23 protein-coding genes and 2 pseudogenes are annotated in these 26,349 nt (G+C 59.9%); 13 read left to right on the forward strand and 12 right to left on the reverse strand.

What is annotated here, in order from left to right:
• Positions 1–15: 15 nt before the first annotated feature.
• The 3 genes from NG898_RS16215 to NG898_RS16225 are packed head-to-tail and all read left to right on the forward strand — an operon-like array spanning position 16 to position 2,868.
• Entirely contained in the window at positions 16–1,290 is a 1,275-nt protein-coding gene (locus NG898_RS16215) for a glycosyltransferase family 87 protein (protein WP_252693373.1), read from the forward strand.
• A gap of 56 nt (positions 1,291–1,346) precedes the next feature.
• Positions 1,347–2,420: a glycosyltransferase family 2 protein gene (locus tag NG898_RS16220; RefSeq protein WP_252693374.1), complete on the forward strand. Its 1,074-nt coding sequence runs from the start codon at positions 1,347–1,349 to the stop codon at positions 2,418–2,420.
• 19 nt (positions 2,421–2,439) lie between these two features.
• Entirely contained in the window at positions 2,440–2,868 is a 429-nt protein-coding gene (locus NG898_RS16225; RefSeq protein ID WP_252693375.1) for a GtrA family protein, read from the forward strand.
• Between the two features lie 28 nt (positions 2,869–2,896).
• Here the strand turns inward: NG898_RS16225 and NG898_RS16230 are convergent, their stop codons facing one another.
• From NG898_RS16230 to groES, 4 genes are all read right to left on the reverse strand, one after another.
• Positions 2,897–3,982: a M48 family metallopeptidase gene (locus NG898_RS16230; protein ID WP_252693376.1), complete on the reverse strand. Its 1,086-nt coding sequence runs from the start codon at positions 3,980–3,982 to the stop codon at positions 2,897–2,899.
• 26 nt (positions 3,983–4,008) lie between these two features.
• Positions 4,009–5,082 (reverse strand): YjgN family protein, encoded by a 1,074-nt coding sequence (locus tag NG898_RS16235; protein ID WP_252693377.1) that lies wholly within the window; start codon positions 5,080–5,082, stop codon positions 4,009–4,011.
• Between the two features lie 231 nt (positions 5,083–5,313).
• On the reverse strand, positions 5,314–6,957 hold the full coding sequence (gene groL / locus NG898_RS16240) for a chaperonin GroEL (RefSeq protein ID WP_045203590.1): 1,644 nt from the start codon (positions 6,955–6,957) through the stop codon (positions 5,314–5,316).
• A gap of 104 nt (positions 6,958–7,061) precedes the next feature.
• On the reverse strand, positions 7,062–7,352 hold the full coding sequence (gene groES / locus NG898_RS16245; RefSeq protein ID WP_004629730.1) for a co-chaperone GroES: 291 nt from the start codon (positions 7,350–7,352) through the stop codon (positions 7,062–7,064).
• A gap of 922 nt (positions 7,353–8,274) precedes the next feature.
• Between groES and NG898_RS16250 the strand changes: the two genes are divergently transcribed.
• Positions 8,275–9,468, forward strand: a complete 1,194-nt coding sequence (locus NG898_RS16250; RefSeq protein WP_252693378.1) for a reverse transcriptase domain-containing protein — start codon at positions 8,275–8,277, stop codon at positions 9,466–9,468.
• A 401-nt stretch (positions 9,469–9,869) separates the two neighbouring features.
• Here the strand turns inward: NG898_RS16250 and NG898_RS16255 are convergent, their stop codons facing one another.
• The 4 genes from NG898_RS16255 to NG898_RS16270 form a co-directional block, all read right to left on the reverse strand.
• The gene (locus tag NG898_RS16255; RefSeq protein WP_252693379.1) at positions 9,870–10,844 is read right to left on the reverse strand and encodes a hydroxymethylglutaryl-CoA lyase; all 975 of its coding nucleotides are present in this window, start codon (positions 10,842–10,844) and stop codon (positions 9,870–9,872) included.
• Positions 10,841–12,073: a CaiB/BaiF CoA transferase family protein gene (locus NG898_RS16260; RefSeq protein WP_420803697.1), complete on the reverse strand. Its 1,233-nt coding sequence runs from the start codon at positions 12,071–12,073 to the stop codon at positions 10,841–10,843. The genes NG898_RS16255 and NG898_RS16260 overlap by 4 nt, the downstream gene beginning before the upstream one ends.
• Positions 12,074–12,082: 9 nt before the next feature.
• Positions 12,083–13,387, reverse strand: coding sequence for an MFS transporter (locus NG898_RS16265; protein WP_252693466.1), 1,305 nt, complete (start codon positions 13,385–13,387; stop codon positions 12,083–12,085).
• A 199-nt stretch (positions 13,388–13,586) separates the two neighbouring features.
• On the reverse strand, positions 13,587–14,486 hold the full coding sequence (locus NG898_RS16270; RefSeq protein WP_252693467.1) for a LysR substrate-binding domain-containing protein: 900 nt from the start codon (positions 14,484–14,486) through the stop codon (positions 13,587–13,589).
• Between the two features lie 539 nt (positions 14,487–15,025).
• On the opposite strand from NG898_RS16270, the gene NG898_RS16275 reads away from it, so the two are divergent.
• The 7 genes from NG898_RS16275 to NG898_RS16305 all read left to right on the forward strand — a co-directional run bounded on the left by NG898_RS16275 (position 15,026) and on the right by NG898_RS16305 (position 21,227).
• The gene (locus NG898_RS16275; protein ID WP_252693381.1) at positions 15,026–15,442 is read left to right on the forward strand and encodes a helix-turn-helix domain-containing protein; all 417 of its coding nucleotides are present in this window, start codon (positions 15,026–15,028) and stop codon (positions 15,440–15,442) included.
• A gap of 161 nt (positions 15,443–15,603) precedes the next feature.
• Complete coding sequence (locus tag NG898_RS16280; RefSeq protein WP_252693382.1) at positions 15,604–16,239, forward strand: TnsA endonuclease N-terminal domain-containing protein; 636 nt, start codon at positions 15,604–15,606, stop codon at positions 16,237–16,239.
• Positions 16,220–18,187, forward strand: coding sequence for a transposase (locus NG898_RS16285; protein WP_252693383.1), 1,968 nt, complete (start codon positions 16,220–16,222; stop codon positions 18,185–18,187). Before NG898_RS16280 ends, NG898_RS16285 begins: the two co-directional genes overlap by 20 nt.
• Positions 18,184–19,044: a TniB family NTP-binding protein gene (locus NG898_RS16290; RefSeq protein WP_252693384.1), complete on the forward strand. Its 861-nt coding sequence runs from the start codon at positions 18,184–18,186 to the stop codon at positions 19,042–19,044. The genes NG898_RS16285 and NG898_RS16290 overlap by 4 nt, the downstream gene beginning before the upstream one ends.
• A gap of 17 nt (positions 19,045–19,061) precedes the next feature.
• Complete coding sequence (locus NG898_RS16295) at positions 19,062–20,033, forward strand: TniQ family protein (protein WP_260505263.1); 972 nt, start codon at positions 19,062–19,064, stop codon at positions 20,031–20,033.
• A complete protein-coding gene (locus NG898_RS16300) occupies positions 20,017–20,934 on the forward strand; it encodes a TniQ family protein (protein ID WP_252693385.1) in 918 nt (305 codons plus the stop codon). The genes NG898_RS16295 and NG898_RS16300 overlap by 17 nt, the downstream gene beginning before the upstream one ends.
• Positions 20,931–21,227, forward strand: a complete 297-nt coding sequence (locus NG898_RS16305; protein ID WP_252693386.1) for a hypothetical protein — start codon at positions 20,931–20,933, stop codon at positions 21,225–21,227. The genes NG898_RS16300 and NG898_RS16305 overlap by 4 nt, the downstream gene beginning before the upstream one ends.
• Before the next feature lie 440 nt (positions 21,228–21,667).
• Here the strand turns inward: NG898_RS16305 and NG898_RS16310 are convergent, their stop codons facing one another.
• Positions 21,668–22,210, reverse strand: coding sequence for a 3'-5' exoribonuclease (locus NG898_RS16310; RefSeq protein ID WP_252693387.1), 543 nt, complete (start codon positions 22,208–22,210; stop codon positions 21,668–21,670).
• Between the two features lie 77 nt (positions 22,211–22,287).
• On the opposite strand from NG898_RS16310, the pseudogene NG898_RS16315 reads away from it, so the two are divergent.
• A pseudogene (locus tag NG898_RS16315) lies at positions 22,288–22,548 on the forward strand (transposase); the annotation flags it as partial.
• Positions 22,549–22,809: 261 nt separating this feature from the next.
• Here the strand turns inward: NG898_RS16315 and NG898_RS16320 are convergent.
• On the reverse strand, positions 22,810–23,853 hold the full coding sequence (locus NG898_RS16320; protein WP_252693388.1) for an IS110 family RNA-guided transposase: 1,044 nt from the start codon (positions 23,851–23,853) through the stop codon (positions 22,810–22,812).
• 42 nt (positions 23,854–23,895) lie between these two features.
• Between NG898_RS16320 and NG898_RS16325 the strand changes: the two are divergent.
• Positions 23,896–24,819, forward strand: a pseudogene (locus NG898_RS16325) (IS3 family transposase); the annotation flags it as partial.
• 286 nt (positions 24,820–25,105) lie between these two features.
• Here the strand turns inward: NG898_RS16325 and NG898_RS16330 are convergent.
• Positions 25,106–25,657: a PaaI family thioesterase gene (locus NG898_RS16330; protein WP_252679796.1), complete on the reverse strand. Its 552-nt coding sequence runs from the start codon at positions 25,655–25,657 to the stop codon at positions 25,106–25,108.
• Positions 25,658–25,688: 31 nt separating this feature from the next.
• On the reverse strand, positions 25,689–26,294 hold the full coding sequence (locus tag NG898_RS16335) for a TetR/AcrR family transcriptional regulator (RefSeq protein WP_252693389.1): 606 nt from the start codon (positions 26,292–26,294) through the stop codon (positions 25,689–25,691).
• Positions 26,295–26,349: the final 55 nt, after the last annotated feature.

Below are 26,349 nucleotides of genomic sequence, written 5' to 3' on the forward strand. Positions count from 1 at the left end.
GAACACGAGCCGCGGATGGCCGATCGCCACTGGATCAACGCCAACACGGTGCGCAAGGGCAGCAAGGTGATGCTGGCCGTGTTCGTGCTGATTTTTGCGCTGGGAGCCTGGGTGACGAACGGCTTCACGGATACGCGGATCACTGGGCCCGCGTCGGACTTCTCCGTCTTCTGGGGCGCATCGCACATCGCGCTCCATGGTCAGCCGCTGCACGCCTACGACATCGACAAGATCATGGTGGTGATCAACCAATTCGGCACGCTGGAAGCGGGCAGCGAGCGCATTCTGCCGTGGCTCTATCCGCCGACCTTTCTGCTGGTGGTGCTGCCGTTGTCGCTGCTGCCGCTGTGGCCGAGTTATCTGCTGTTCATGCTGGCCACCGGCGGCCTCTATGTGAAGGCCACAACCCGGCTGCTTGGTGACAAGGTGGACGCACATCAGCATGCGTGGATGTCGGTGGTCAGCTCGCCGGCTGTGTTCGTAACGGTGCTGATGGGGCAAAACTCCATGCTCACCGCTGGGCTGGCCGCTACCGCCGTCGCCTGGCTCGACAAGCGGCCCGTGCTGGCTGGCGCGGCCATTGGCCTGCTGGCCATCAAGCCGCAACTGGCGCTCCTGTTTCCGGTAGTGCTGCTCGTCACCCGCGCATGGAAGACGATGGCGAGCGCGGCAGTCACCGCCGTGCTGTTCGGCGCCATCAGCATTGCCGTCTGCGGGTGGGATACCGTGCCCGCCTTCTTCCAGAGCGCACACTGGGCCGAGACCAACCTCGTCGAGCACGGCGGCACGGCGTGGTACGTCATGCCGACGTTCCTGGCGGCCGCGCGCGCAGCCGGCATCGGTATCAAACTGGCCTATGCGATTCAGGGGTCGGTCGCTGTGCTGGCCATGCTTGCCACCGCCGCTGTATGGCGCCGCACGAGCGATACGGGGCTGCGTGTTGCTGCGCTGGCAACCGCCACGTTGCTGATCTCGCCGTATGTGCGTGCGTATGAGTTGACCTGGCTCGTCGTGGCGATTGCAGGCTACATCCACCACGGCATTCGCTTCGGCCTGTCGAGCACGGAGCGCGGGCTGCTGGTTGCAGCATGGCTGCTGCCGGTGTTCGAGTTCACCAATCCGCTGTTTCATCTGCCGCAGGTCGGGCCGTTCTTCCTGGTGGCCATGATGGCGATGATCGTGCAACGAACGTTCACGCACGCGCGAGTACGCATCGCCACCGAAGCCAAGCCCGGGTTGGCATCAGCAGCAAGCATGTCGGCAGGCGCCAACGCGCGCACCACCGCATAACCACCAACAGACCAGCCATAGGTCTGCACATCGTCATCAAAGTTTTGGGGGAAGTCATGCAGCCGAACCATCAAGACCCACACGACCCGCCACTGCTTTCCCTGGTCGTACCGTTCTACAACGAGGGCGATGCACTGCACCTGTTCTTCGCCCGCGTGATGCCGATCCTGGAATCGATCGACGGCATGCAGTTCGAGATCGTGTGCGTGAACGACGGCAGCGCCGACGACACACTCGCCAAGCTCGTTGCGGTATCACATGCCGACCCGCGCGTGCGTGTGGTCGACCTGACCCGCAATTTCGGCAAGGAAGCCGCGCTTACCGCCGGCCTGGACGAGGCACAGGGCGATGCCGTGATCCCCATCGATGCTGATCTGCAAGACCCGCCGGAGCTGATCCCAACGCTGGTCGCGCATTGGCGCAAGGGCGCCGAAGTCGTGCTCGCACAGCGCGCCAACCGCGCTTGCGACTCGTTCCTCAAGCGCGTGACGGCCGCCGCTTATTACCGCATCCACAACCGGCTGTCCGACCTGAAGCTGCCCGAGAACGTGGGCGACTTCCGCCTCATGGACCGTGCCGTGGTGAACGCGCTCAAGCAGTTGCCGGAGCGGCACCGCTTCATGAAGGGCCTGTTTGCGTGGGTGGGCTTCAGCACGGTGATCGTGCAGTACGAACGCGAGAGACGCAGCGCAGGCACGTCGAAGTTCTCCGGCTGGCGGCTGTGGAACTTCGCGCTGGAAGGCATCACGAGTTTCAGCACGCTGCCGTTGCGCAGTTGGACGTATCTGGGCGCACTCGTTGCCGCGCTGGCGTTCTGCTATGGCGCGTTCATCATCCTGCGCACGATGATCTTCGGTGTGGTAGTGCCGGGCTACGCTTCAGAGCTGTCGCTGATGCTGTTCTTTGGTGGGTTGCAGATGATCGGCCTGGGGATGATCGGCGAATACGTCGGCCGCATCTATGACGAAGCCAAGGGTCGCCCCATCTACCTGGTGAAGCGCCGCTATCAGGAGCGGCGCCCACGCAGCCGCGTGCAAGGCAGCAACAGCCGGCAAGTGATTCCGATTGCCAGCGCCCGACCGCGCCAACCGCAGGGAGAACGCCAGCGCAACCACGCAGCCCGGCGTTGAAGCCAACCGGAGACGCATCATGCGACACGCAGAATCGAGCGTCATGAACGCATTGGCAGGCGCATTGCCGCTGCCGGATCGCATGTTGCTGATCCGCTTGTTCCGTTTTGGAGTCTCGGGCGTTATCGCCACCGGCGTGCATGTGGCGATTGCCACGGCGCTCATCAGCGGCGTCTCTGCAACGCAGGTGACAGCCAACGGCGCGGCCTTTGTCTGCGCCAATGTGTGCTCGTACCTGCTCAACGCCCTGTGGAGTTTTTCGGCCAAACCGGCGCGCGCCAACTTCCTGCGCTTCTACGCCGTCTCGCTGCTCGGCCTGGCATTGACGCTTGCGATTTCGTGGTGCGCGCAGACGCTGGGCCTGAGCTATTGGATCGGGCTGGCAGGCATCCTGTCGACAGTGCCGCCGCTGACCTTCGTACTGCACCGGTTCTGGACGTTCCGCTGATGCGGCGCGGCCATCCCGGCGACAGACTTCATTCCGCGTCGCCGTTTTCGCTTCCGCCGTGCGTGCGGTCAAAGCGGCGCAGCGTATCGATGCGCTCACGCGTCAGCGGGTGCGAGGAGAAAAACGCCGAGGCGTCGTCATCGCTGGCGGCGTCGGCCTTCTTGGTGGCATCTGCCTTGCGCGTGCCGCCATGCGTGTCTTCCAGCGCCTGCAGCACGTCGGCAAACGCGCCGACAGACAAGCCGTTCTCCTGCAGCAGCAGCGCGGCGTAGCGGTCGGCATCGCGCTCGTAGTCACGCGAATAGCGCAGCGTCAGCAGCGCCGCCGGCACGCCCGACAGAATGGTCGAGACATCGCCAAACAGCAGCGCCGCCGTTGCCCCAATGGCCGACGACTGAATCACTTGCCGCAGCCCATGGCGATATTCAACGTGGCCAGCCTCGTGCGCCAGCACACCCGTCAGGCCATCGCCCTCGCCCACCAGCTTGACCAGCGCGTCGGTCACGACGATGTCGCCGCCAGGCAGCGCAAAGGCATTGGCACCGATGTCGGCATCACGAAAAACGATGTGATACGTGTGCGTAGCCTGCGGCGGCCTGTGCAGAGCGGAAAACCGTGCGCGGATGCGGTCCTGCTGCGCGGCGGCGAGCTTGCTGGGCCGGAGCCAGCGCTCGTCCATTGCTTTCAGCGTGCTGCGCCCGAGCTGTGCCTCGGCGCGCTGCGGCACCATATTGGCTACCACCTTGGCGCCCCACGGCAAGCCGTAGCGGTAGCCCAGCGCCAGCACGATCACCATGGCCAACAGCGAGCCCAGCGCCAGCTTCCAGCTGTTCTGCGCCAGCACGACCCAGCCCTCGCGATAGCCGGTGCGATGCAGCAGCGCATTCAGCGATGCCTGCTCTGCCGGGTCGTTGATCTCGCAGAACGCGCCGTCTTCGAAGGTGATCAAGCGGGGGGCATGCTTGACGCGCTCTGACACCCGCAGCGTAGAGAGCGCCGCGCGGCGCAGCGCCGTGCCCTCCGCGTCGAACAGCACCGCCTCGCCCGCCTCGACGGCAAGGCGCACGGGTTGCGCGCGCGAGGTACGGCCGTCGAAGTAGGTCGCGAGAATCACAGCGGTTGCCTTTGCCTGCAGCGCGCTTACAGCGCGATATCGATGTCGTACCAGTCCACCGTTGCGTCGCCCAGGGCGCCCACGTTGGTGGTTTCTCCGGCAACGAAGGTGTCGAGCGAACCGGCCGCAAGCATCGTCACCGAGTCGAGCTTGTAGCGCGCCGTACGCACACGTGCAAACGGCGTGAACAGGCCGATGGTGATCACGATCAGCACCGCATTCGACACGAAAATCCAGAACAGCTTGCCTGCACCCACCTGGCTCTGGAAGCGATGCGCGCCCAGCGTGGTGTGGTTCCACACGAGGTTCTGCAAGCGCGACAGGAAATACGGCGTCAGGAACAGCATCGCGGCATACATGAACAGCCCGATGAGGATGAAGCCGAAGATCTGGCCCACGCCCGGCGCGCGGTGCAGCGACACACCCAGCAGCAGCGCGAGGCAGGAGGCCACCACGAGCGCCAGGATCGCCAGCCCGAAGGTGCGCAGATACACGCCGTAGAAGTTGCCCGGGGTGCCCGAAAAATCGAACTGCGCGGTACCGAAGCGCGTGTTCTTGTGCTGGAACCGCTTGAAGCGCTGGTGCGCCAGCGGTGCGAGCAGATACAGCGAGAACACGCTCAGAATCGGCCACACCAGAAACACCATGTAGCCCTCGGCATCCTTGCCAGTAAAGGCGAAGCGCAGGCCGCGGTAGCTGGAGTTAGCCATGCGGAACCGCAGCGAGCGCACGAGCAGCCACGGAAACGCGGCGGCCATCAATGCAAGCAGCGCCAGCCCCAGCAGCGGCGACGAATGGCCCAGGAGGTTGAACGCAAGCGCCAGCACGAAAATGATCGCGCGGCCCTTGAGAATGGCGATCGGGCTGCCGTGATAATCGAAGCTCGACCCTGCCAGTTGCGTGTTGCGATAGAAATACTGCAGCGTGCGCACCTTCGCCCAGGCCGAGTAGATGCCCAGCGTGACGATGGTCAGCAACAGGTTGACGATCCAGATGCGGAAGTATTCGGAGCCACTGCCGATAAAGCGCAGTCGCAGGGGTTGCGGCGCAGCCGGAGCGGGGGCGCTGCCCAGGACGGACTCGCGTGCGATGTCGTTCATCTGTTTTCCCTTCCCTGAGTTGTTGTCGTGCCCGCTTCAGGACGCTTATCGATACTTAACGATGCTGAGGCTCGCGGGTGGGCCGATTGTATCGAAGCCCACTACATTGCAGCGTTAACGCCGTCTTAACAAAGCAGGCAACAAAAAACCCCGCGGGCTCGCACCCACGGGGTTTTTTGCTTGGAACAGCCATCCCGAAAGATGGCCGGGCCAGGTTGCCGAACAGGCAAATTACATCATGCCGTCCATGCCGCCCATGCCGCCCATGCCACCCGGCATTGCCGGAGCTGCATCGTCCTTCGGCAGTTCTGCCACGGCGCAATCCGTGGTCAGCATCAGCGAAGCGACCGAAGCGGCGTTCTGCAGCGCAGTACGGGTCACCTTGGTCGGATCCAGCACGCCCATTTCCACCAGGTCACCGTACTCGCCGGTCGAAGCGTTGTAGCCGTAGTTGCCTTGGCCGGCGATGACGTTAGCCACCACCACCGAAGCCTCGTCACCAGCGTTCGTGACGATCTGGCGCAGCGGCTCTTCCATGGCGCGCAGCACGATCTTGATACCGGCGTCTTGGTCAGCGTTGGCACCCTTCAGGCCGGAGATCAGCGCACGGGCGCGCAGCAGTGCAACACCGCCGCCAGCCACGATACCTTCTTCCACGGCAGCGCGCGTTGCGTGCAGAGCATCTTCCACGCGAGCCTTCTTTTCCTTCATTTCGACTTCGGTGGCAGCGCCAACCTTGATCACAGCAACACCGCCGGCCAGCTTGGCCACGCGCTCTTGCAGCTTCTCACGGTCGTAATCCGAGGTCGCTTCTTCGATCTGGGCACGCACTTGCTTCACGCGGGCTTCGATGTTGCGGGCATCGCCTGCGCCATCGATGATCGTGGTGTTTTCCTTGCCGATTTCAACGCGCTTGGCTTGGCCCAGGTCGTTCAGGGTTGCTTTTTCCAGCGTCAGGCCGACTTCTTCAGCGATGACTTGGCCGCCCGTCAGGATGGCGATGTCTTCCAGCATGGCCTTGCGGCGGTCGCCGAAGCCCGGAGCCTTGACGGCGGCAGTCTTCAGGATGCCACGGATGTTGTTGACCACCAGCGTTGCCAGGGCTTCGCCTTCAACGTCTTCGGCGATGATCAGCAGCGGACGGCCAGCCTTGGCGACTTGTTCCAGCACCGGCAGCAGGTCGCGGATGTTGCTGACCTTCTTGTCGAACAGCAGCACGAACGGGTTGTCCAGCTGGACAACTTGCTTTTCCGGGTTGTTGATGAAGTACGGCGACAGGTAGCCGCGGTCGAACTGCATGCCTTCCACGACGTCCAGCTCGTCGGCCAGCGACTTGCCGTCTTCCACCGTGATCACGCCTTCCTTGCCGACCTTGTCCATGGCTTCAGCGATGCGCTGGCCGATGGATTCGTCGCTGTTGGCCGAGATGGCGCCAACTTGAGCGATTTCCTTGCTGGTGGTCGTCGGCTTGCTGATCTTCTTCAGCTCTTCGACGGCAGCGCCGACAGCCTTGTCGATGCCGCGCTTCAGGTCCATCGGGTTCATGCCGGCGGCAACGTACTTCATGCCTTCGCGCACGATCGACTGGGCCAGCACCGTTGCGGTGGTGGTGCCGTCACCGGCGTTATCGCTGGTCTTGGAAGCAACTTCCTTGACCATTTGCGCACCCATGTTCTGCAGCTTGTCCTTCAGCTCGATTTCCTTGGCGACCGACACACCGTCCTTGGTCACGGTCGGGCCACCGAAGCTGCGCTCCAGCACCACGTTACGGCCCTTGGGGCCCAGGGTCACCTTGACTGCGTTGGCGAGAATGTTCACGCCTTCGACCATCTTGGCACGTGCGGCGTCGCCGAACACTACGTCTTTAGCTGCCATCTTGAGAATCTCCGAGATCTTTGGATGTTGCCTACACCGGGGAAATCCGCCGGGCAGACAATGAGGATTGGGTTACTGGTAAGCCGATGCGACAGAGCGCCCGCTTACTTCGCCACCACGGCCATGATGTCTTCTTCGCGCATGACCAGGACTTCCTGACCATCCACCTTCACGCCTTGGCCGGCGTACTTGCCGAACAGCACGCGGTCGCCGACCTTCACGTCCAGCGCGATCGCATTGCCCTTGTCGTCTTTCTTGCCCGGACCGACGGCCAGCACTTCGCCTTGATCCGGCTTTTCAGCGGCGGCGTCAGGGATGACGATGCCCGAAGCGGTCTTCGTTTCGTTGTCCAGGCGCTTCACGATCACGCGATCATGCAAGGGACGCAGGTTCATACAAACTCCTCAATGCAAAGTGAGTGTTTATTCACAAAACGCGCCGCAGGACGCGGCGCATCGGGAAAGCATCGGGGGTGGAGGCTTTGTTAGCACTCCTGCCCGGCGAGTGCTAATTATAGGGACGGGGTATTACGATTTCAAGAACGGGCGCAGGGGAAGTTGTTGTCGAGATTCACGCAACTCTGAACTTTGTTCACGTAACTCTGAACTCCCCCGAGCCCCAGCGCACGGCTGAGCGCTTAACGAATCGTGCGTCTCAAGCGACACACGACACCATATCTAGTAAAAAAATCAGCAGGTGCTACTATCTGTGGTGTACGTAGCGCCCTTCAGGCATCTCTGCGGGTTGCGCTGCACGTGACCAAGCGGCCCACAGGCGCAAACGCGAGTCATCGCGGGCGCGTCTCCGGCGGAATCAGCGGCAACCAAGCCTCGCATGAGGCGCATTGCAAGGCGTTCGCCGGCAGGTCTATGGATTCGCCTTCTTCCCCGAGTAACGTTGGGAAGGCGAGTAAGAAACGTGCAGGGCAGCCCGGAGGCAGGGAAGCGGGCGCGCGGACGAGGCTGCGTGACGAAAATGCGACAAGTTCGTGCCGCTTCTGGTTCTCAAAACGAGTTTGTGCTGGGTGGCTGGCCGCCCTCGCGATCTTGGCAGGTTTTGATGGAACAGGAGCACTAGAAATGAGACGCATTCGCATTTGCGGCGCAGCGGAAGCGTGTGTCGACCTTCAGGCATCTCTGCGGGTTGCGCTGCACGTGACCAAGCGGCAAACTGGCGCAAACGCGAGTCATCGCGGGCGCGTCTCCGGCGGAATCAGCGGCAACCAAGCCTCGCATGAGGCGCATTGCTAGGCGTTCGCCGGCAGGGCTCTCATGCGCGTCGGGTCGGGGAAGGCAACCCCGACGCGGAAACCTGCGAATGACTACAAACGCGTACCACCAAGCTCTCTCCAGAGCCGCCCTTGAGGATGCATGGCTCAGGCTCTACCGAAAAACCAAGCCCTCCTCGCGCAACACGACTGGAGTCGATGACGTTTCGATAAACGACTTCGAACGCGATGCGAAGCTGCACCTATCGCGGCTAAACAAAGATGTCCGTGAGGGCACCTTCCAGCTTTCTGCCCTTAAACCCTTCCTGATTCCAAAGCAGAACGGCAAGGACCGCCTCATCTGCGTACCCACTGTTCGAGACCGCATTGTCCAACGTGCCCTCCTCGACTTCCTAGCCAAGAAGTACGGCAAGGTACTAGCGAACGAAATCAGCTATGGCTTCGTTCAGCACCGCTCAGTCAAGCGGGCGGCTGAGGCAGCCATCTCTCTACGCACAAAATTTCAATGGGTCTTCAAGACCGATATCACGTCGTTCTTTGACCGCATTCCACGACCTCACCTAACCGAAGCGATACGCTCTTTGGTTAAAGAGAAAACACTACATCCGATACTGGGCCATGTTATTGCCAGCGAAATTTCCTCGACCTCGCGTGGCAACGAACAGCGCATTCGCAAACTTGGCATACGAAATGGTCTCGGAGTACGGCAAGGCATGCCGCTATCTCCGTTCTTCGCCAACGTAGTCCTCATCGGGTTCGATAGAGAAGTCGTCCAGAAAAAGTGGAAAGCTGTCCGATATGCAGACGACCTTATCTTTTTCAGCCACACTGAATCCGAGTGTCGCGAGATCGCTGAGCAGTGCAAACATATGCTGGGGAAGCTTGGGTTGGAGATTCCCGATATCGGTCCAGAATCCAAGTCCTCGTTACACTCTCCCCATGAAGCCGTCGAATTCTTAGGCTTAAGCCTCGAACCATCAGCGAGCGGCTACGCGCTGTCGCTATCAACCAAACAACGCCAACGCATTCGCGAAGAGATGCTGGCTTTAGGTTCCATAGACGAGTTGGTCAGCCGACGGCTAGGGCTGTCAGATCTGGGGCGCGTTATCGCTGCAAAGAAAGCGGGTTACCTAGCTGCGTACGACGTATGTAGCAACCTCGCGGAGCTGGAACATACCTTGGACGATATTACGTACAAGATACTGCGCAGGATATATGTTGATGGCTTGCACATTGACCTAACGACGCTCAGCCCAGCAGCTCGGCGATTCCTCTCTATTTAACGAGACAGCTGCCCGCAACGGGCATAGAAGCAAGCGTTGCCCATGACCATGCCTGGTGCGACTCGTCACGTTGTGCTCGTGAGCGCCTGATCTACTAAGGTCGTTGGAAGACGCATGCTGTGCTCCACTCACTGGAACTCTGAACATACTCACATTCGAAGAAGCCTGGGGCCTGCTTGCCCCTGGTACGCGGCCAGCGATCTTACTGGGCAAGCCTGTCTCAAAATTCGTGCAAGCAACAATGAACTCTTGTGTCTAGCGGCGGCGCCATGCCGCCCCCCTCTGCCGCACGTTGGGGCGCGAGGGTTCGTGCTTGACGTCGCGCTATTGAGTTGCACCACACCTGACGCCTACCTCGGGTGGGTCAAGTTTGGTGCAACTCAACACGCGCAACTATCTTGTCAGCCTCGGGCATGTGCTCGCACTCGCATCGCGTCAAGATCCTGTGGCGCAGGATGCAGTTGAAGCCGTTGTCCCGCTTTAGCGATCTGACTCGGCGTGTCGTGCCCCACTAACGCCGGAAGGCCACGCGATGCACCGACCAACCCAGCCAAGTCGACGCCTGTGTCGTAGCCCATCAGTTCAAGCGCATGAACCGTATCTTCGGTACAGATATTGCCGGTGGCTCCAGGTGCGTACGGACAGCCGCCAATGCCACCAAGTGAAGCGTCGAATCTGTCAGCGCCGGCATCGATTGCCGCCAGCACATTCGCTAGCCCCATGCCTCTGGTGTTATGGAAGTGCAGCGTCAACGCGGCATCGGCCCATCTTTCGCGAAACGCTCGCACAATTGTGTTCACCTGAGTGGGATACCCCATCCCCGTGGTATCGCACAGCGTGACGCTGTCGGCGCTCAACTGGGTGTGAAAGCGCGTCACCCAGTCCAGCACGGTTGTCATCTCGACTTCGCCTTCTATCGGACAGCCGAATGCGCACGAGAGCGAGACGTTGACGCGTACACCCGCCCTGCGAGCCAATGCAGCTACCTCCTGCAACCCGCTAAACGACTGCTCGCGGGTCATGCGCAGATTCGCGAGGTTGTGCGTTTCGGTGGCCGACATGACGAGGTTCACCTCATCCGCCCCACAGTCGATCGCACGCTCGGCGCCCCGTACGTTCGGCACGAGCGCGCTGTACACCGTGCCCGGCACGCGACGGATGCCTTTCATCACGGCCTCCGCGTCAGCCAGGACGGGAATGGCCTTGGGGGAAACGAATCCAGTAACTTCGATCTTGGCCAGGCCCAAAGAGGACAGCGCATCGATCAGCGCAATCTTCTCTTCAGTGGGTACAAAGGTGCATTCGGCCTGCAATCCATCCCGCGTGCCGACCTCCTGGATGCGGATGCGGCGGCGATCTCCATGCCAGGCGCTCATGCAATGACTCCTTTGTTCCGCAGCACGTCGATCTGATCATCGGCGATACCGAGTTCTCGCAACACCGCAGTGGTGTCCTCTCCCAATCGCGGCGCAGCGGTGCGAACGGTGCCCGGTGTGCCCTCCAATTTCGGGACCACGCCCGGCACTTCCAACGTGTCCCCTTCACGGGTGTGCTGCGAGAGGATCATGTCTCGCGCACGGTAGTGGGGGTCTTCAACGATGTCCTTGGCCGTATAGACTTTCCCGGCCGGTACGCGCGCTTCAGCCAGCTGGTGCAACGCCTCTTCGACCGTTCGCAATGCCGTCCAGCTGCCAATGGCGCCATCCAGTTCTTCAACCCGGGCGACACGGCCCGCATTATTGGCAAAGGCAGGATCGTCCGCGAGATCAGTGCGCCCGATGGTGTGCATCAAGCGCTTGAAGATGCTGTCACCATTGCCAGCGATCAGGATGTAGCCGTCGACACAACGATAGGCATTTGACGGTGCGATGCCCGGCAAGGCGCTCCCCGCAGGCTCTCGTACGGCGCCAAACGCGCTGTACTCCGGGATCAGACTTTCCATGACGTTGAGCACAGCCTCGTTCAGGGCCACGTCGATGACCTGGCCCTTGCCGCCGTTCACTTTGCGGTGGTACAGCGCCGTGAGGATGCCGATCGTGCCGTGCAACGCGGCGAGCGTGTCGCCAATGGAGATGCCGCACCGCACAGGTATGCGGCCCGGCTCGCCGGTGAGATGACGCAGGCCGCCCATGGCTTCGCCAATGGCGCCGAACCCGGGCAAGTCACGGTATGGTCCCGTCTGCCCGTAGCCAGAGATACGCAACATCACCAGGCCCGGGTTCAGCTCCGACAGCACATCCCAACCGAGCCCCCAGCTTTCCAGCGTGCCGGGGCGGAAATTCTCAATGAGCACATCGGCTGAAGCAATCAGTTCTCGCGCAATCTCTTGCGCTTCCGGGTTGCGCAGGTCGAGCGCCACCGAGCGCTTGTTTCGGGACTGCACCTGCCACCAAACGGAGGTGCCGTCCTTCAGCATGCGCCAGTTGCGCAGGGGGTCGCCCGCGCCGGGTGGCTCGATCTTGATCACCTCGGCGCCGAACTCGCCCAGCGTCTTGCCGGCAAAAGGCCCGGCGATCAATTGCCCCATCTCGATAACGCGCACCCCTTGAAGTGCCATGGGAGCGCGATGGATTCCGTTACCGGGTTGCACGTGTTGTTGTTCCATCTCTCTGCCTCAGTCTTTTGCGCGCAGCTGGGCTGGCATCGCGAACGTCAGGATGGCCGCACACACAAGCCCGAGGCCGCCAATCAGGTAAAGCGCCGGCGTGGTGCTGCCCGCAATGTCCTTGATGCGTCCGACGACCACCGGGCTCACGATGCCGCCCAGCTGGCCCAGCGTGTTGATGAGGGCGATGCCGGCTGCTGCCCCGGCGCCTGCGACGAGCTTGGGAGGCAGCGCCCAGAACGCGGGAATGGCGGCCACTACGCCCGCGCCCATCATGGCGAGGGCCAGGACCAGCATGGCGGTCTGCTTGTCGAAAATGCCGGCGCTGAAGAATCCAACAGAGGCCAGCAGCATCAGCCCAATCACGAACTTGCGGCGTTCGCCCGTACGGTCGGACACACGGCCCACGACGACCATGGTGATCGCCCCGCACAGGTAGGGCACAGCCGTCAGCAGACCGATGGTGGTGGGGTTGGTGATACCTGACGTGCGAATCATGTGCGGCGCCCAGAAGTTCAGGCCGTACGAACTCACCTGAATCAGGAAGTAGATGAGCCCGAGCATGAGGAAACCCGGCGTCTTCAACGCACCGATCAGCGAGTGGCCGGCAATATCGCGGTTCTGCCGCGCGATGTTGGCGCTCAGCAGCGCACGCTCCTCCGGCGCAAGCCAACGGGCATCTTCAATACGGTCCTTGAGTACCTTGAAGACGATGTAACCAAGCACCACACACGGCAGCCCGCCCACCAGGAACAACCAGTGCCAGCCGCGCATGGCAAGCACACCGTCCATGTGTGAAAGCACCAGGCCCGATGCAGGCGCCCCAAGCAGCCCCGCAAAAGCAGATGCCAGGAACAGCATGGACGTCATCCGGCCGCGGTAAGCAGCCGGGAACCAGATCGTCAGGTAGTACAGCACGCCCGGAGCAAAACCTGCCTCCATCGCACCAATCAGGAAGCGCAGCCCATAGAACTGCCATTCCGTTTGCACAAACGCCATCAGCGCGGTGGCAATGCCCCACGAAACCATGATGCGGGCAATCCACCGCCGGGCGCCCACCTTGTACAGCATGAGGTTGCTCGGCACCTCGAACAGCACATAGCCCACGACGAACAGCCCGGCGCCGAGCCCGTATGCCGTGTCGCTCAGACCCAGGTCGGTCTGCAATGAAAACTTGGCAAAGCTGATGTTGATGCGATCAAAGAAGGCGAACAGATAACACACCATGATCAGCGGCATGACGCGCCACGCTATCTTGCTGACGATGCGCGCTTCGTCGATTTGCGTCGGTGGTGTGGCCGCCTGAAGCGGCATGGTTTCCGTGCCAGCCATCGTTGTCTCCTGTGGATGCCGATATCAGGCGACGGGGCGCTCACATGGGTGAGGCTGGCAACCTGCATCGTTGTGGTGCGCTCTGAATGGCGCATGCAGGCATTCTGGTTGCGGCGGGGCCGCGGCAGAAGAACAAATGCGAGAACCGAGCTTTCACGAAACGCGAAAGCGGCTTAGGAACCTACGGGGTGGTCGACCTTAGATGTTCGATCAATGTGCGGACGTGGCGTGGCACCGCATTGATGTCACGCAGGCCCAACAGCAGGCTTCGCTGGGCCCAGTCATCTTTGAGCGCGATCTGGCGCAACTGCATTGAGCGCACCAGCTCACGCACGGCCTGCAAGGGGAGCACGGCGACACCCATCCCGGCGGCGACCATCTGGCACATTGCGTCGAAGCTTCGCACGCGAATGCGCAGCTTGAGGCGACGCCCCATGGCCTCGGTTTCGGTCTGTAAGCGTTCGGCCAGCGATGTCCCCTCCGACAGGCTGACAAAGTCGTAGTCGAGGGCTTCGGCCAAATGAAGTTCTCTGCGACGGCTGAGCGGATGTTGCTTGGGCACGACCAGCCCGAGATGGTCTTCGCGGTAATCGAGACACTGCAGGCCGAGCGTCGGCGTACGGTCCGCAAAGATGCCGACGTCAGCCCGGCCGTCGAGCACGGCCAGGACAATATCGCTGCTGTTCTTCTCTTCCAGCTCGATGCGGATGCCCGGATTGGCCTGCGTGAACGTTGCCAGCTGCTGTGGGAGGAATTGCGTCACCGCAGAGGTATTCGCCCAGAGCCGCACGACGCCTACGATGCCCGAGGTGAAGTCCGACAATTCGGCGGCAAGCAGATCGACGTCCGCGAGGATGCGCTGCGCATGGCGGTAGAGCGCCTGGCCAGCCACCGTGAGCGTCACACCCCGCGAATGGCGCTCCAACAGCGGCGCGCCCATCCCGACCTCCAGATCGGAAATCCGCTTGCTCGCAGCGCCAACCGCCAGATGCGCCAATGCGGCCGCCTTGCTGATGCTGCCGGTGCGCGCCACCAAGGCGAATAGCGATAGAGAAACAAAATCGATTCGATGTGGGTTGATCATGACAGCAAATTGACGTGCGTTGCTCTGCGAGTGGTATAGCTAGCCGCTCCGACAAAGCTACCCTCATCGGCACCAGTTGTCTTCCAGAATTCGCCTGTTCGTTGACTTCCTCGCCGCGCAATTTGCAAAGCTTCAGCAGTAGAACAACGGCTAACAATGTTGTTGTGGCAACCGAGAATCAAAGTAAACGGTGGCCAGTTGAGTTCAGCAACGAAATCGGCGGGACTGGGGAGTAGTTGTGCGCTTCAACCCATACGGCATCCAACTATCCCCACGTAGCTCAAGATTTCGTCCGCACCTCCGGTGGGTCGGTCTTCGGTGCAAATCAACAGCAAACTACAAATTCAGCAGAAAAATCGCAAATCATCGCTTTTACTGATGAAGTTAAGAAAATCTGCTGAAATCAAGCAGAACCACATCCTGTTTCAAATCATGAAGAAAAATTAAATACAAATACCATTGATTGAGAAATAAAACCCTTGAAAGCGCAGCGTTAATTTCTTAGTCTTAGCGGAGACCAATTCTACGTCTTCCCTATGAGTCCGTTCTCTATCGCTCTGCGAACGTTGCGCGCGAAGTTCGAACTAGCGCAGGGAGAGTTCGCAGCACGATTGGGTTATCGCCAGGCCTACGTCTCCGCACTTGAATGCGGCTCCAAGCTTCCCAAGGAAGCTGAACTCGTACACAAGATCGTCCATGTGCTGGACTTGGATCCTGTGGACGAAGCTCATTTGCGCGAAGCCTTTGAAATGTCGCGCAACTTCAACCTTCCGCCGCGTGGCGCGCCGGCGGCCGCATATCGCTTATGCGCGCAATTCTCCGAGATCCTGCCCACGCTCTCCCCGACAGACGCAAAAGCATTGTCTGCGATGTTGGAAGTATTCCAGCGCAGCAAGCAAGCGCCTGCTTATGTAAGCCGCACGCCGAAGGGCGTGGAGGAGAGCCCAATGTAGAAAATAAAAACGCCACCTAACCCCGGAGGACTAGGCGGCGTGGAGATATCCTTCGATACCTCTGTTGGCACAGTCAGTATCGAACCCACTATCCCACCTGTCAAGTCCTCTTCGAGCCTTCCCCTCGGGGAAGAGGGAATCCCTTTGCTTGGAGAGACCTCATGCCTGCCGCAAGAAAGGTCGTCACCCGCTCCCCCCACCGGCGGGTGGGGCTGATCGCATGTCCCTGGTTCCAGCCGAATACCATCGAGTATGAAAGCTTGCTGGAGCGCGACTTCGTCCGCATAGCGCTCCTCGACCCTGAAATTTCTTCAATATCCCACCAACCTTTTCTCCTGAATCTCGGAGAATTCGGCAACTACGTGCCGGACTTCCTCTTGGTCAGCCCGACGCGAAAGCTTGTTGTTGAAGTGAAACCCGAGGAGCGGGCGCTCAACACAAAGAACAAGCCTCGCCTTGCATGTGCTGAACGCGTCCTATGTGAGCGAGGCTTCGACTTCCTGGTCGCAACTGAGAAGTTCATTCGGCGGGACAAGCGGCATGACCGCGCTGCGATCCTCCTACGGTATGCACGTAGCCAACTCCCTGCCGATCTAATAAAACGAGTCACCGTAGTTGCGTCGGGCCACCCACTGGGCATCCCAATCCGCGCGCTGGCATCTGAGGCGCAGACATCGATCGATACGGTGCTGCATCTTATCGGACGTCGTTGTTTGCGGATCAACGAGGCGCTCAATTTTGACGAGGACCAAGTGGTCTACCCGAGCGGAGGCGATGATGTCCGTCTACACGCTTGACACCGATCTCGTCATACAGGATGGAGACGCCCAGTGGCGCGTTCACAGAGTGCTGGACAACCAGTACGTTCAACTCGAGCACCAAGCCACAGCCAGGATTCGACGTGTTCGTATAGCCAAGCTTGCGAGCGATATCGCCGGTGGCAAGTTGTCTGTAGTTCGGGACAGCGGGGCACCTCAGCCCGAGCAAACCTCACATGCCGGTCATGCGGTCATGTGTACAGCAACCCTGCCAGCGAAGTACAAGAGCCAATTCGAACGCACCTATGCTTACGTCTGGCATATGCGCAAGCGCGGCATTACCAAGGGGCAACGTAGGCGCATCGCTGAAGCCATTCCAACGATTGCCGCAACGCTTGGAGATCATAGCCCTCCGCTACCTCCAACAGTCATGCAGTGGATGCGTGACTACGAGATAAGCGGACAAAATCCCACCAGCCTGGTGTCTCGGAACATAAGACGTCGCACATCAAGGAAGCTCGCGCCAGCGGTCCTCAAAATCGCCCAGAACATTCTGGCACGCTATTACTTCGTCCGCAACGGATGCACGCTGCGAATGGTGCATGACAAGGTGCTACGAGAGGTAGAACGGGCGACACAGGCCAACTCCATTGAAGAAACCGCTGCGTCAATTAGTCTGTCGACCATCCGTCGACTCGCGGCCGAGACAACGCCGTTCGATCGTGACAGGGCGCGACTCGGACCTGCACAAGCACGCGCCAAATGGCGCTTCAGCAAACCTGGCCTGTATGCGACCAGACCTCTCGAACGGGTTGAGATGGATCACACGCTACTTGATCTCGTGGTGATCGACGACGCGCTGGGCATTCCTCTTGGCCGCCCCACCATCACCCTACTTGTGTGCAGCTTCAGTAGCTACATCTTGGGATTCTTCATCTCCTTCGAAGGAGAAACCATTGGCCGAGTGGTGCAGAGCATCAAAGTGGCGGCCCAGCCCAAAGACAGCATTACCGCCGGCCAAGGGCTGTCCAACACTTGGCACGCCATGGGGCTATGGGAAACGCTCGTACTCGATAACTCGCTTTCGTTTCACTCACCGCATCTGCGCCATATCGCAAGCGAGCTGTGCATGGATATTGAGTATTGCCCCGTTCGCATGCCGTGGTTCAAACCGAGCGTAGAGCGAATGCTCGGTGAGCTCACTCGGCAGTTGCCGGCACATGGACGCCCCAAGAAGCCAGATTCGGGACCGGATCCGATCGATCCCAACAGTACTGCATGTATCACGTTCAGTGACTTTTGCGCAGGCGTCCTCCAGTGGGTTGTCGATGTTCATCCGTTCGAGATCAACGAACGAAAGATCGCACGCCCTATCGATCTCTTCCTGGAAGGGCTCACGAGTTGCCCCGCCCCGGCGCTTATCGACAACTCAGCAAATCTGGAGGTGATCGCGGGTCTGAGTACCAGCAAGACGGTGGACCACAGCGGGATAGTCCACACGTACCTACGGTATACGAATGACGAACTCGAATCCATGCAGCGATGCATCGGTACCAAGTTCAAAACGCTGATCAAGTTCAACCCCTACGACCTCGGCAGTATCTTCGTTCAGCATCCACGTACAGGCCTGTGGATCTCAGTAGGGGCTCGTGACGAGGAATATGCGGCTGGACTCACGCTCACCCAACACAAACTGATTCGACGAGAGGCTGGCCGCAAGTTGACCTTGGCAAATGCGGAAACCGAACTCCGAGCTGCTCGGCTAGCTCTGCAGGATCGCTGGGAGCAAGCGATTCGAGGCGGACGGAAAGTCAAACGCAGTCGTGAGCTCGGGCTCTTCCAGGGTGTCAGCTCACTTTCGTGGTCGAACCCGCTGCAACGACCAGGGAGCACCAAACCAACTTCCGTCGTAGTCGACAACGATATGCCGGAGCCGGATAGCTGCTCCATCCCGACCTTCGAAGTGTTCGCAGGAGACGCACCATGAGCTACAGCGCAAAGGCACTACAAGTGGGGCTCCGCATCAGCCAGATCCGAATTCACCATCCAGCGTTCAAAGAGACGCTGGATGGCGTCGGCAGGATCATCCAACTGGGGAACAGCTTAGAACACCCCTTCGGGGCCTGCGTCCTCGCGCCCTCAGGTGCAGGGAAGTCTCTTCTAATCGAGTCAGTCCGGCACAACGTCTGCAACTGGCCATTCCTGCGATCGCAAAGTGTACTGGTGGCGTCCTTGAAAGAAGCGCCTACGGTCGCTCAGATCCAAGAGGACCTGTTAGCTGATTTCAACTACGCCATCCCGCTGAGATCAGGAAGGAAAACCAACGCCGTACTTTTCAATGTCCTTGTCGCAAGCATCGAGCAGCACGACATACAAATGATCGCGCTCGACGAATTTCATCACGTCTTTCTTGCCCGTAAGGATGAAGTGCGTACAGCCATTATCGACTGGCTGAAACGACTGATGACGAGGATCAAGCGCCCAGTTCTGTTGTGTGGCATCGAGAGCTTGCGCACCATTGAGACCGGTGACGCACAGTTGACAACTCGAATCACCTCCATCTTTAGCATGCCGAGCCTCAAGAATGATGAGAACTGGCGTGGTGTTATCGCAAGCTTCGTGAGCGCGACACGGGAAGTGGATCTCTCCTTACTGAGAGAGCAAGCGACGCTCATCTTCAAAGCCACACAAGGCGTCATGCGGACGCTGAAAACCCTCGTCATAGAAGTAGCCATGATCGCCGTCGACGCCGACCAACCCAAAGTTGAAATCGAACATCTCAGACTCGCGTTTCAACGAATAGTTGGCTCGGGCTCCACGCGGGACAACCCCTTCGTCCTATGATGCTGCGAACCGACATCATGCCGTTCCCTCGGAGGGAGGAAATTGGCCTGGATGAGGATGGTGTCGGCTTTGCCCTTCGCATGGCTACGGTGAACGGTCTCACGTTCTCTGATTTGGCCCGGCATCTGGCATCACCGGGCCACCTGTACCTTCCTTCGCACGCTAGCGAAACCATAGCCTTCATGTTCGGATGCACTCCGAGCCGCTTGCGGGAGGCCTTTGTTGTTCGGCGATTTCACCATGGAGCGCAAGCGGCAGACTTTCTCAGCCATCAGTTTCTGCGCCCGTACCATCTCAGGCAGTTACACCCTCAATTGTGTCCGGCCTGCATTCAAGAGGACCGCAGGGCTCAGGCCATTTGGTCGATATCCCTCGTCACCTCCTGTCCCAAGCATGGCATTCGGCTTCTGGATGAGTGTCGATGTGGCCGCTCGATAAGCTGGCGCCGGCCAGCAATTGATTTCTGTGAGTGCGGGCTGCGCCTAACCACTGACGACCAAAAGGTCCGGGCAGCAGATTCGAGAGAACTCGCAGTAAGTCATCAGGTTGCACATCTTGTGGCCCCGGCATGCCAGCAGATTGCCTTTCAGGCATCGCGCTGTCTTCCGTGCGGATTCGGAGGCTTGTCGGTTGACACCCTCCTGAGGTTGCTCTGGATCTTCGGCATTGTCGACGCTGAGCAAGAGGTGAGTCACCCACGGTGTGCCAATCGCCTACTCCCGACGACCGAAGCAGCAGCGCTCGTCTGCCGAGCGTTCGACCGGTTGGTCTCGCTCATCGCAAATCGCCCGCTCAGAGAGTCGCTGCGTATCCCATTGCCGGCGCTACGGGCCCTCTACGACGAGAGTACGGCGAGCACGGACCGACGGTTCATCTCCTCGCTCATTTCACGCTTGCACAAACGCGCCCCCTCGCGGCAACTGCAACGCCTGACCAGCATCGACCCACAGCTTTCTCTGTTCGGAGACGCCGATGAATCGTCCCCTTAGCATCGTCAACGCACCGTATCCCTTTCCCAACGAGTCTGCGGCATCTTGGATTCAGCGGGTCTGTCAACTCCACGGACTGACGTACAAGGCCTTGACTAGCTTCTTAGGCATCAAAGCATGCCGTGATCCTGATGTTGCCGTGCCGCGCCACTTTGTATGCTTCATCGGCCTGGGAACCGGCATATCTGGGAAGCGACTGCAAGAACTCGCTGATGTATTCCACGCGGTGCGCCTCCATCCCCCATCAAGAGCACTGCTCAATTTTCACGATGGCGCGCCATCGTATCGGTTCTGTCCACAATGCATTGCGACAGATCTCGTTCCGTACCTTCGTATCGAGTGGAGGTTCAAGGATTGGACTGTTTGCCCAAAGCACCAAGTCAAAATGTCGGAGCGTTGCCCTAACTGCGGTGCTCCAATACTCGGGACCATGCCTTGTCTTGGCATGTCAGAGGACGACGAAGCGCTGGGCGTTGGCCATTGCACGTTCTGCGAACGTCCGCTCGCGACGACAACGGAGAGCTATCCACAAACATGGGTTAGTCCAACCAAACTCAAAGTCCAGAACGCGATCGTTTCGGCGGTCAGAAGAGGTGGACTCCGTCTTGAAGGCTACCACTGGCCTGTCAGTTTGGATTTCATTCTCTGGTTGAGAGACAACCCGGAGTTGGTCAAATCCTGCATTGAGCGCCGGGCACGCTGCGCGTGTCCTGAAGAGAGCAAATACGGTTTGGCATACCTTATCGACGAATACGGTCTCGAACGACGAAACAAGAAGACGGCAGAGGAAATTCTTGATCTGCGGACGGCTCGCGACAGAAAGAGATGGGCCACCTGGGCGGACAAGTGCTACGAGGCCACCATCAAGCGTCAAAGGTCACATAAGGGCGCCACGCCATGATCGACTGGACAGCAGCAACTTCGGACTATCGAAATCACAAAGCCAACCGATTGCGAGCGAGCATGACACGTGATGATCTGATCAAGGCAGTCCCTCTTTATGAATATCAGGGCCGCAAGTATGTATGCGTTGAGGACGTACCGGAGCCATGGCGCCAGCAGTTTGCGGCAGCCCTCGCGGGAAGTGCGTGTGCGTTGGTGCCGGAAAAGGGAGTTTGCGCGTTCCCGCACGACTGGGATGCCTGGGTACGCAACCAGTGGTACGACCGGCCCGGACCAACGGGGCTAGACTAACGCTCAACCATTCAGGCTCAGTAACGAACTGTCGAGACATCTTTGAGCTAGACGCGAGGATTCCCGCGTAACAACTATCCTTTCACATCCATGCCGACACGCTCAGTCGGACTCATCGCGTCGCCACTCCGGGAGTTCGGGGAACGTGCGACGTTGAGAGACCCGGGCGTTGGCACGCAACTGTGCCTTGATCTCAGGTGTGACTACTGGCCTCCGCTTTGACCGGCGAATCACTACCTTGGGTGGATTTGCGCCCCCCTCAGTTGGCTTTGCTCCATTCGTCGGGCTCATCTCGCCTCCGCTGGATACATTTAGTCTAGTACCTATCGTGGCACTACGATATTCGAGCCCTGTTGGTCTAGGCCGGTCGTACCACTGGTTGCGTACCCTGGCATCCCAGCCGTGATCAGAGCATCACGCGTCATTGAAACTGCGCGGCCTCACATGAAAGCGAAGGCATTGGCGCGCGCATCGTGCAGCGCGTGATGCCGGCCACCGTGCTCACGGAAGTACGTTTCTAGCCGTTCCATATCGAGCTGGCCGCCTACGTGCTCGCACTTCCAGCCAGAGGGAATCTCGGCATCGAGCAGATCCAGCACTAAGTCGAAATCGCCTTGATAGTCGAAGCATAATACCCGTTGGGGTTTTGTCGGCATGGCGAGCAACCACGCCATTAGCTCGTCACGCAACTGCTCTGCCGGCATCGAGCGGCCGGGAAACTGGCCAAGTTGTGGCAGCACCGCGGCGCGAACGAACTCGCTACACGCGGACAACTCGAAGTCCGTACGCTCGCCGTAGAACTCCCGGCCGTCTTCGCCCACGATAGCCACGCTGATGAGCTGGCAATCGATAAAGTCTGTGAACTCGGTATCGACAAAGTAGCGCGTCTCCCACGGACTGCGCGGGCCTTTGGATGCATGCATGGCACGTGCGGATGAATGAATGATGTCGAGTCGGACTTGCTCGGGCAGCAGGATCGTCAACTAGATCGACTATTGTAGTGATCTAATGAATCCGGACACTCACTTAGGCGAGAATGCTCGCTGTGGAGAGGTGTCTGATGGCCAAGCAACGTCGTTCGTTTTCCCCCGAATTCAAGCAGCAGGCTGCCAGCCTGGTTCTCGACCAGGGCTACAGCCATATCGAGGCGAGTCGCTCGGTCGGCGTCGCTGAATCGGTGCTGCGTCGGTGGGTGCAGCAGCTTCAGATGGAGCGCCAGGGCATCACGCCGCAAGGCAAGGCCATGACCGCAGATCAGCAGCGTATCCAGGAACTCGAGGCGCGCATTGAGCGCCTCGAGCGCGAGAAGGTCATTTTAAAAAATGTATGGTCTGCCCCGGTTTTGCAAGCTGTCTTTGCCGACGTCAGAAGAACGTTTTGCGTCAATGTATCCGGCCTATGGTTGGGAATGCTGCTCCCTGGCCTTGATGGAATCCGCGCGCGCCTTGCCTCATAAGGCGTTCAGTCACGAAGGACTGCTTTTTTAGCCAGGCTTAAGGTGCGCCGGTCAACGGTTCTGTCATCAACAATCGCGGCTCGCAAAAACAAGACGGTGTGACTTCCTTCAGATGTTCGGTGGTGCTCAGGCGGTCATCGGTGCATTCTGAAACGGTCGGTACGGTTCTCCGCTGACGAGCACCTTCCAGCAGATGCGGGCGATCTTGTTCGCCAGAGCGATCAGGGCAACATGTGGGTGGCTACGTTTCTCGATTTCCTGGAGCCATTGCGCCATGCGAGATCGCTCACGCTTCATGTGGATCATCAGCGCACGCGCACCCTGGATCAGGAGCATGCGCAAGTAACCGTTGCCCCGCTTGCTGATGCCGCCGAGATTGGACTTGCCGCCTGTCGAATACTGTTTGGGGACCAGCCCCAGCCACGCAGCAAGGTCGCGCCCCTTGCCGAACGCTTGGCCACTACCGACTGCGGCGACCATGGCGCTCGCAATAATGGGGCCGATCCCCGGCACCGTGATGGCGCGACGGCACAACTCGGAATCCTTGGCGATCTCGTGGATCTCGATGGAAACTGAATCGATCTCCTTGTCGAGCCCCTGCCAGCGTTCCCGCAAACGCTGCAGGAGCTGGCGCATCCTGATCGACAAGCCGTTCTCTGCGTCTTCCAGAATGCGCGGCACGCTGCGCGCGAACAAGGCCCGGCCGACCGGAACCACGATGCCGTGCTCTAGCAGCAGGGCACGCATCTGGTCCACGGCAGCGGTGCGTTCTACGATGAAGCGTTGCCGGACGCGATGCATGGCTTGCATCTCCAACTGGTCGATCGACTTGAGTGGCACCGTTCGCATGGTCCCACGGCTGGCGGCTTCGGCAATTGCTTCGGCATCGTTGAAGTCATTCTTGTTCGACTTCAAGTAGGGCTTCACGAACTGAGCTGGGATCACACGCACCGTGTGTCCGACGTTCTGGAAGCGACGTCCCCAGTATTGCGAGCCGGGACAAGATTCCATGGCGACGATGCACGCCGGCGACGTAGCGGCGAACTCCGCGAGTTGCGTGCGATTGAGCTTCTTGCGAAACAACGGATGGCCCCGATCGTCCATGCCGACAAGATGGAACCAGTTCTTGCCGAGATCAATCCCGATGACGCGAACAGCTTGTGTGCTCATGGCGGCCTCCCGTTGAAGAGCCCTCAGTATGCCGATGCTCGGCAGGAGGGGCAGACCATTCCATTAGGCTACCGCGCTCTTGATGTCGGAAAGCATCGAACGTACGAGGTAATCGATCAGATCTGCCGAACCGAATCGGTCGAGTTGGCTTGCGCGGTCTTCGACGTGTCGCGGTCTTGCCTGTATGCCCACCGGCAGCGTTCCCAGCGCGTCGACAGCGAGCGCATGGCACTGCGCAGCCGAGTGCACGAGCTGTTCGTCGAGAGTCGAAGCTCGGCGGGCAGCCGCAGCATCATGGGCATGCTGCGCGAACAAGGCACGGTGATTGGCCGCTTCAAGGTCAGTCGTCTGATGGGGGAACTGGGGCTGATCTGCAAGCAGCCCGGCAGCCACGCCTACAAGCAGGCCACCGTGGAGCGGATCGACATCCCGAACCGGCTCAACCGTCAGTTTGCGGTCGATGCGCCGAATCAAGTCTGGTGTGGCGACATCACCTACGTCTGGGCGCAAGGCCGCTGGCATTACCTGGCAGTAGTGCTCGATCTGTTTACGCGCCGGGTCGTCGGCTGGGCATTCTCGACATGTCCCGACGCCGATTTGGTCGTGCAAGCACTGGACATGGCCTATGAGCAGCGTGGCAGACCGCAGGGGCTGCTGTTCCACTCGGACCAAGGTGGCCAGTATGCAAGCCGGAAGTTTCGGCAACGCCTGTGGCGCTACCGGATACAACAGAGCATGAGCCGCCGTGGCAACTGCTGGGACAACTCCCCGATGGAGAGGCTGTTCCGCAGCCTGAAGACCGAGTGGTTGCCGTCAGTCGGTTACATGACGGCGCATGAAGCACACCGGGACATCAGCTATTACCTGATGCACCGGTACAACTGGATACGGCCGCATCAGTTCAATCACGGACTGGCGCCGGCCGTTGCAGAAGAAAAACTTAACGCAGTGTCCGGAATGGGTTGACCACTACAGATACCCCGACTCGACCCCACAAATCCGTGCGCACAAAAAAAATGTAGGGGACTACTGAGGGAGGCCCACCTCTGAGTAGATGGAAGGACCGGCCGGCGCGTTACAACTTCCGTCGGGCCGCTCGTACTCCCATTGCGACAGGTTCGCACCGAACTTTGACGGTCTTGTCGGCCAGTGATCCGACTTCCCTGCTATTGCGTGCGCATTTGGTGACACCGTCTTTACTCGCCAGCACCAGGGCCCTTTCAGTGCAACGTTGCGGCGATGCGGGACGTGCTCATGGACCGATCCTTGTCGCGGGAGCAGGATAGTTGAGGATCAGACAGGTAGTGGTTGCATGGGCAAACAACTTGCCGTCGGGTCCGACGATGCGTCCCTCAGCAGTGGCGACCTGGCGCCCTACATGGATCACCTTCCCCTCAGCACGCACAAGCGGCACATCGCTGCTGAGTGCCCGGACCATGTTCACCTTAAGTTCGAGCGTGGTGTACCCCTTGCCCGCCGGCAACATGGTGTGAATCGCGCATCCAACGGCCGAGTCGAGGAGGGTCGCGAACCAGCCACCGTGCACGGTGCCGAGCGGGTTGTAGTGCCGACGTTGTGGCCGCCCTTGGAACACCGCCACGCCGTGCTCCATGTGGATGGGAATGAAGTCGAGTGTTTCGCCCATCGGCGCCGGTGGAAGCTCGCCAGCAAAAATCGCCTCGAAGATCTCCATGCCAGATCGTCCGGCGACCTGCTCCTGAGGGGCCGCATCGGCTTCTCTCAACCGGGCGCGTATTGCTACCTCGTCTGCCTTCCAAAGCTCGATGGTCTGGTCTACGGTCATTGGCAGTACCTTATTCTGAATCGGCTGGGGATCATCGGGGAGTGCGTGCACATGTTCCGCTTGCAGCAGATGGACTCAGTAGCGCGAGGATTGTGTCGCGGCACACTGACAGGATCTCGTCTGCCAGCGGCGAATCGTCCGGGCAGGCACGTGACATGACGAGGGCGCCGACCGCGTGCGCAAGTATGTTGAGAGACTGCGCTCTTGCGCTGCCCGCTTCAGCACTGTCCATCTGAGTGCACCCAACATTGAGTGCAGCGAGCTGCCGCTCGATACCGGCCGCAAAGGTAGTCCGGACGGATTCTGGTTGACGTGCGGCATCCCCGCCTAGCGCGGCCAGCGTGCAACCGGTCGAGCGGCTGTCGCGATGCTCTCGGGAGAGATACAGCCGCAAGAATTCCGACATATCCACGCCGGTGGTCAGTTCGGCTGTCTTTGCGATGCTGCAGGCCGCCGACTCTGCTATCAGGTCAGCCTTCGACCCGAATTGCTTGTAAAAGCCGCCATGAGTCAAGCCAGCGGCGGCCATCAAATCAGCAACGCCAATCCCGTCGTAGCCGCGCTCCCGAAACAGGGCGGACGCCGTCTCAACAACGCGCGCACGGTTGGCCTGCGCCTGTGCTTTGGTGACCTTCATGTTTCGTCTGAGTGAATCCGTGTCTGCCTCGTGTTTCAACTATACATTGATGTCA

The sequence above is a fragment of the Ralstonia mojiangensis genome (genome assembly GCF_023955645.1).
Lineage (GTDB): Bacteria > Pseudomonadota > Gammaproteobacteria > Burkholderiales > Burkholderiaceae > Ralstonia > Ralstonia mojiangensis.

Bases quoted from the DNA above. Each gene is read 5' to 3' on its own strand.
- NG898_RS16215 (WP_252693373.1), top strand. From the start codon at position 16: ATGGCCGATCGCCACTGGATCAACGCCAACACGGTGCGCAAGGGCAGC.
- NG898_RS16220 (WP_252693374.1), top strand. From the start codon at position 1,347: ATGCAGCCGAACCATCAAGACCCACACGACCCGCCACTGCTTTCCCTG.
- NG898_RS16225 (WP_252693375.1), top strand. From the start codon at position 2,440: ATGCGACACGCAGAATCGAGCGTCATGAACGCATTGGCAGGCGCATTG.
- NG898_RS16235 (WP_252693377.1), bottom strand. From the start codon at position 5,082: ATGAACGACATCGCACGCGAGTCCGTCCTGGGCAGCGCCCCCGCTCCG.
- groL (WP_045203590.1), bottom strand. From the start codon at position 6,957: ATGGCAGCTAAAGACGTAGTGTTCGGCGACGCCGCACGTGCCAAGATG.
- groES (WP_004629730.1), bottom strand. From the start codon at position 7,352: ATGAACCTGCGTCCCTTGCATGATCGCGTGATCGTGAAGCGCCTGGAC.
- NG898_RS16250 (WP_252693378.1), top strand. From the start codon at position 8,275: ATGACTACAAACGCGTACCACCAAGCTCTCTCCAGAGCCGCCCTTGAG.
- NG898_RS16255 (WP_252693379.1), bottom strand. From the start codon at position 10,844: ATGAGCGCCTGGCATGGAGATCGCCGCCGCATCCGCATCCAGGAGGTC.
- NG898_RS16260 (WP_420803697.1), bottom strand. From the start codon at position 12,073: ATGGAACAACAACACGTGCAACCCGGTAACGGAATCCATCGCGCTCCC.
- NG898_RS16265 (WP_252693466.1), bottom strand. From the start codon at position 13,387: ATGCCGCTTCAGGCGGCCACACCACCGACGCAAATCGACGAAGCGCGC.
- NG898_RS16275 (WP_252693381.1), top strand. From the start codon at position 15,026: ATGAGTCCGTTCTCTATCGCTCTGCGAACGTTGCGCGCGAAGTTCGAA.
- NG898_RS16280 (WP_252693382.1), top strand. From the start codon at position 15,604: ATGCCTGCCGCAAGAAAGGTCGTCACCCGCTCCCCCCACCGGCGGGTG.
- NG898_RS16285 (WP_252693383.1), top strand. From the start codon at position 16,220: ATGTCCGTCTACACGCTTGACACCGATCTCGTCATACAGGATGGAGAC.
- NG898_RS16290 (WP_252693384.1), top strand. From the start codon at position 18,184: ATGAGCTACAGCGCAAAGGCACTACAAGTGGGGCTCCGCATCAGCCAG.
- NG898_RS16295 (WP_260505263.1), top strand. From the start codon at position 19,062: ATGCCGTTCCCTCGGAGGGAGGAAATTGGCCTGGATGAGGATGGTGTC.
- NG898_RS16300 (WP_252693385.1), top strand. From the start codon at position 20,017: ATGAATCGTCCCCTTAGCATCGTCAACGCACCGTATCCCTTTCCCAAC.
- NG898_RS16305 (WP_252693386.1), top strand. From the start codon at position 20,931: ATGATCGACTGGACAGCAGCAACTTCGGACTATCGAAATCACAAAGCC.
- NG898_RS16320 (WP_252693388.1), bottom strand. From the start codon at position 23,853: ATGAGCACACAAGCTGTTCGCGTCATCGGGATTGATCTCGGCAAGAAC.
- NG898_RS16330 (WP_252679796.1), bottom strand. From the start codon at position 25,657: ATGACCGTAGACCAGACCATCGAGCTTTGGAAGGCAGACGAGGTAGCA.
- NG898_RS16335 (WP_252693389.1), bottom strand. From the start codon at position 26,294: ATGAAGGTCACCAAAGCACAGGCGCAGGCCAACCGTGCGCGCGTTGTT.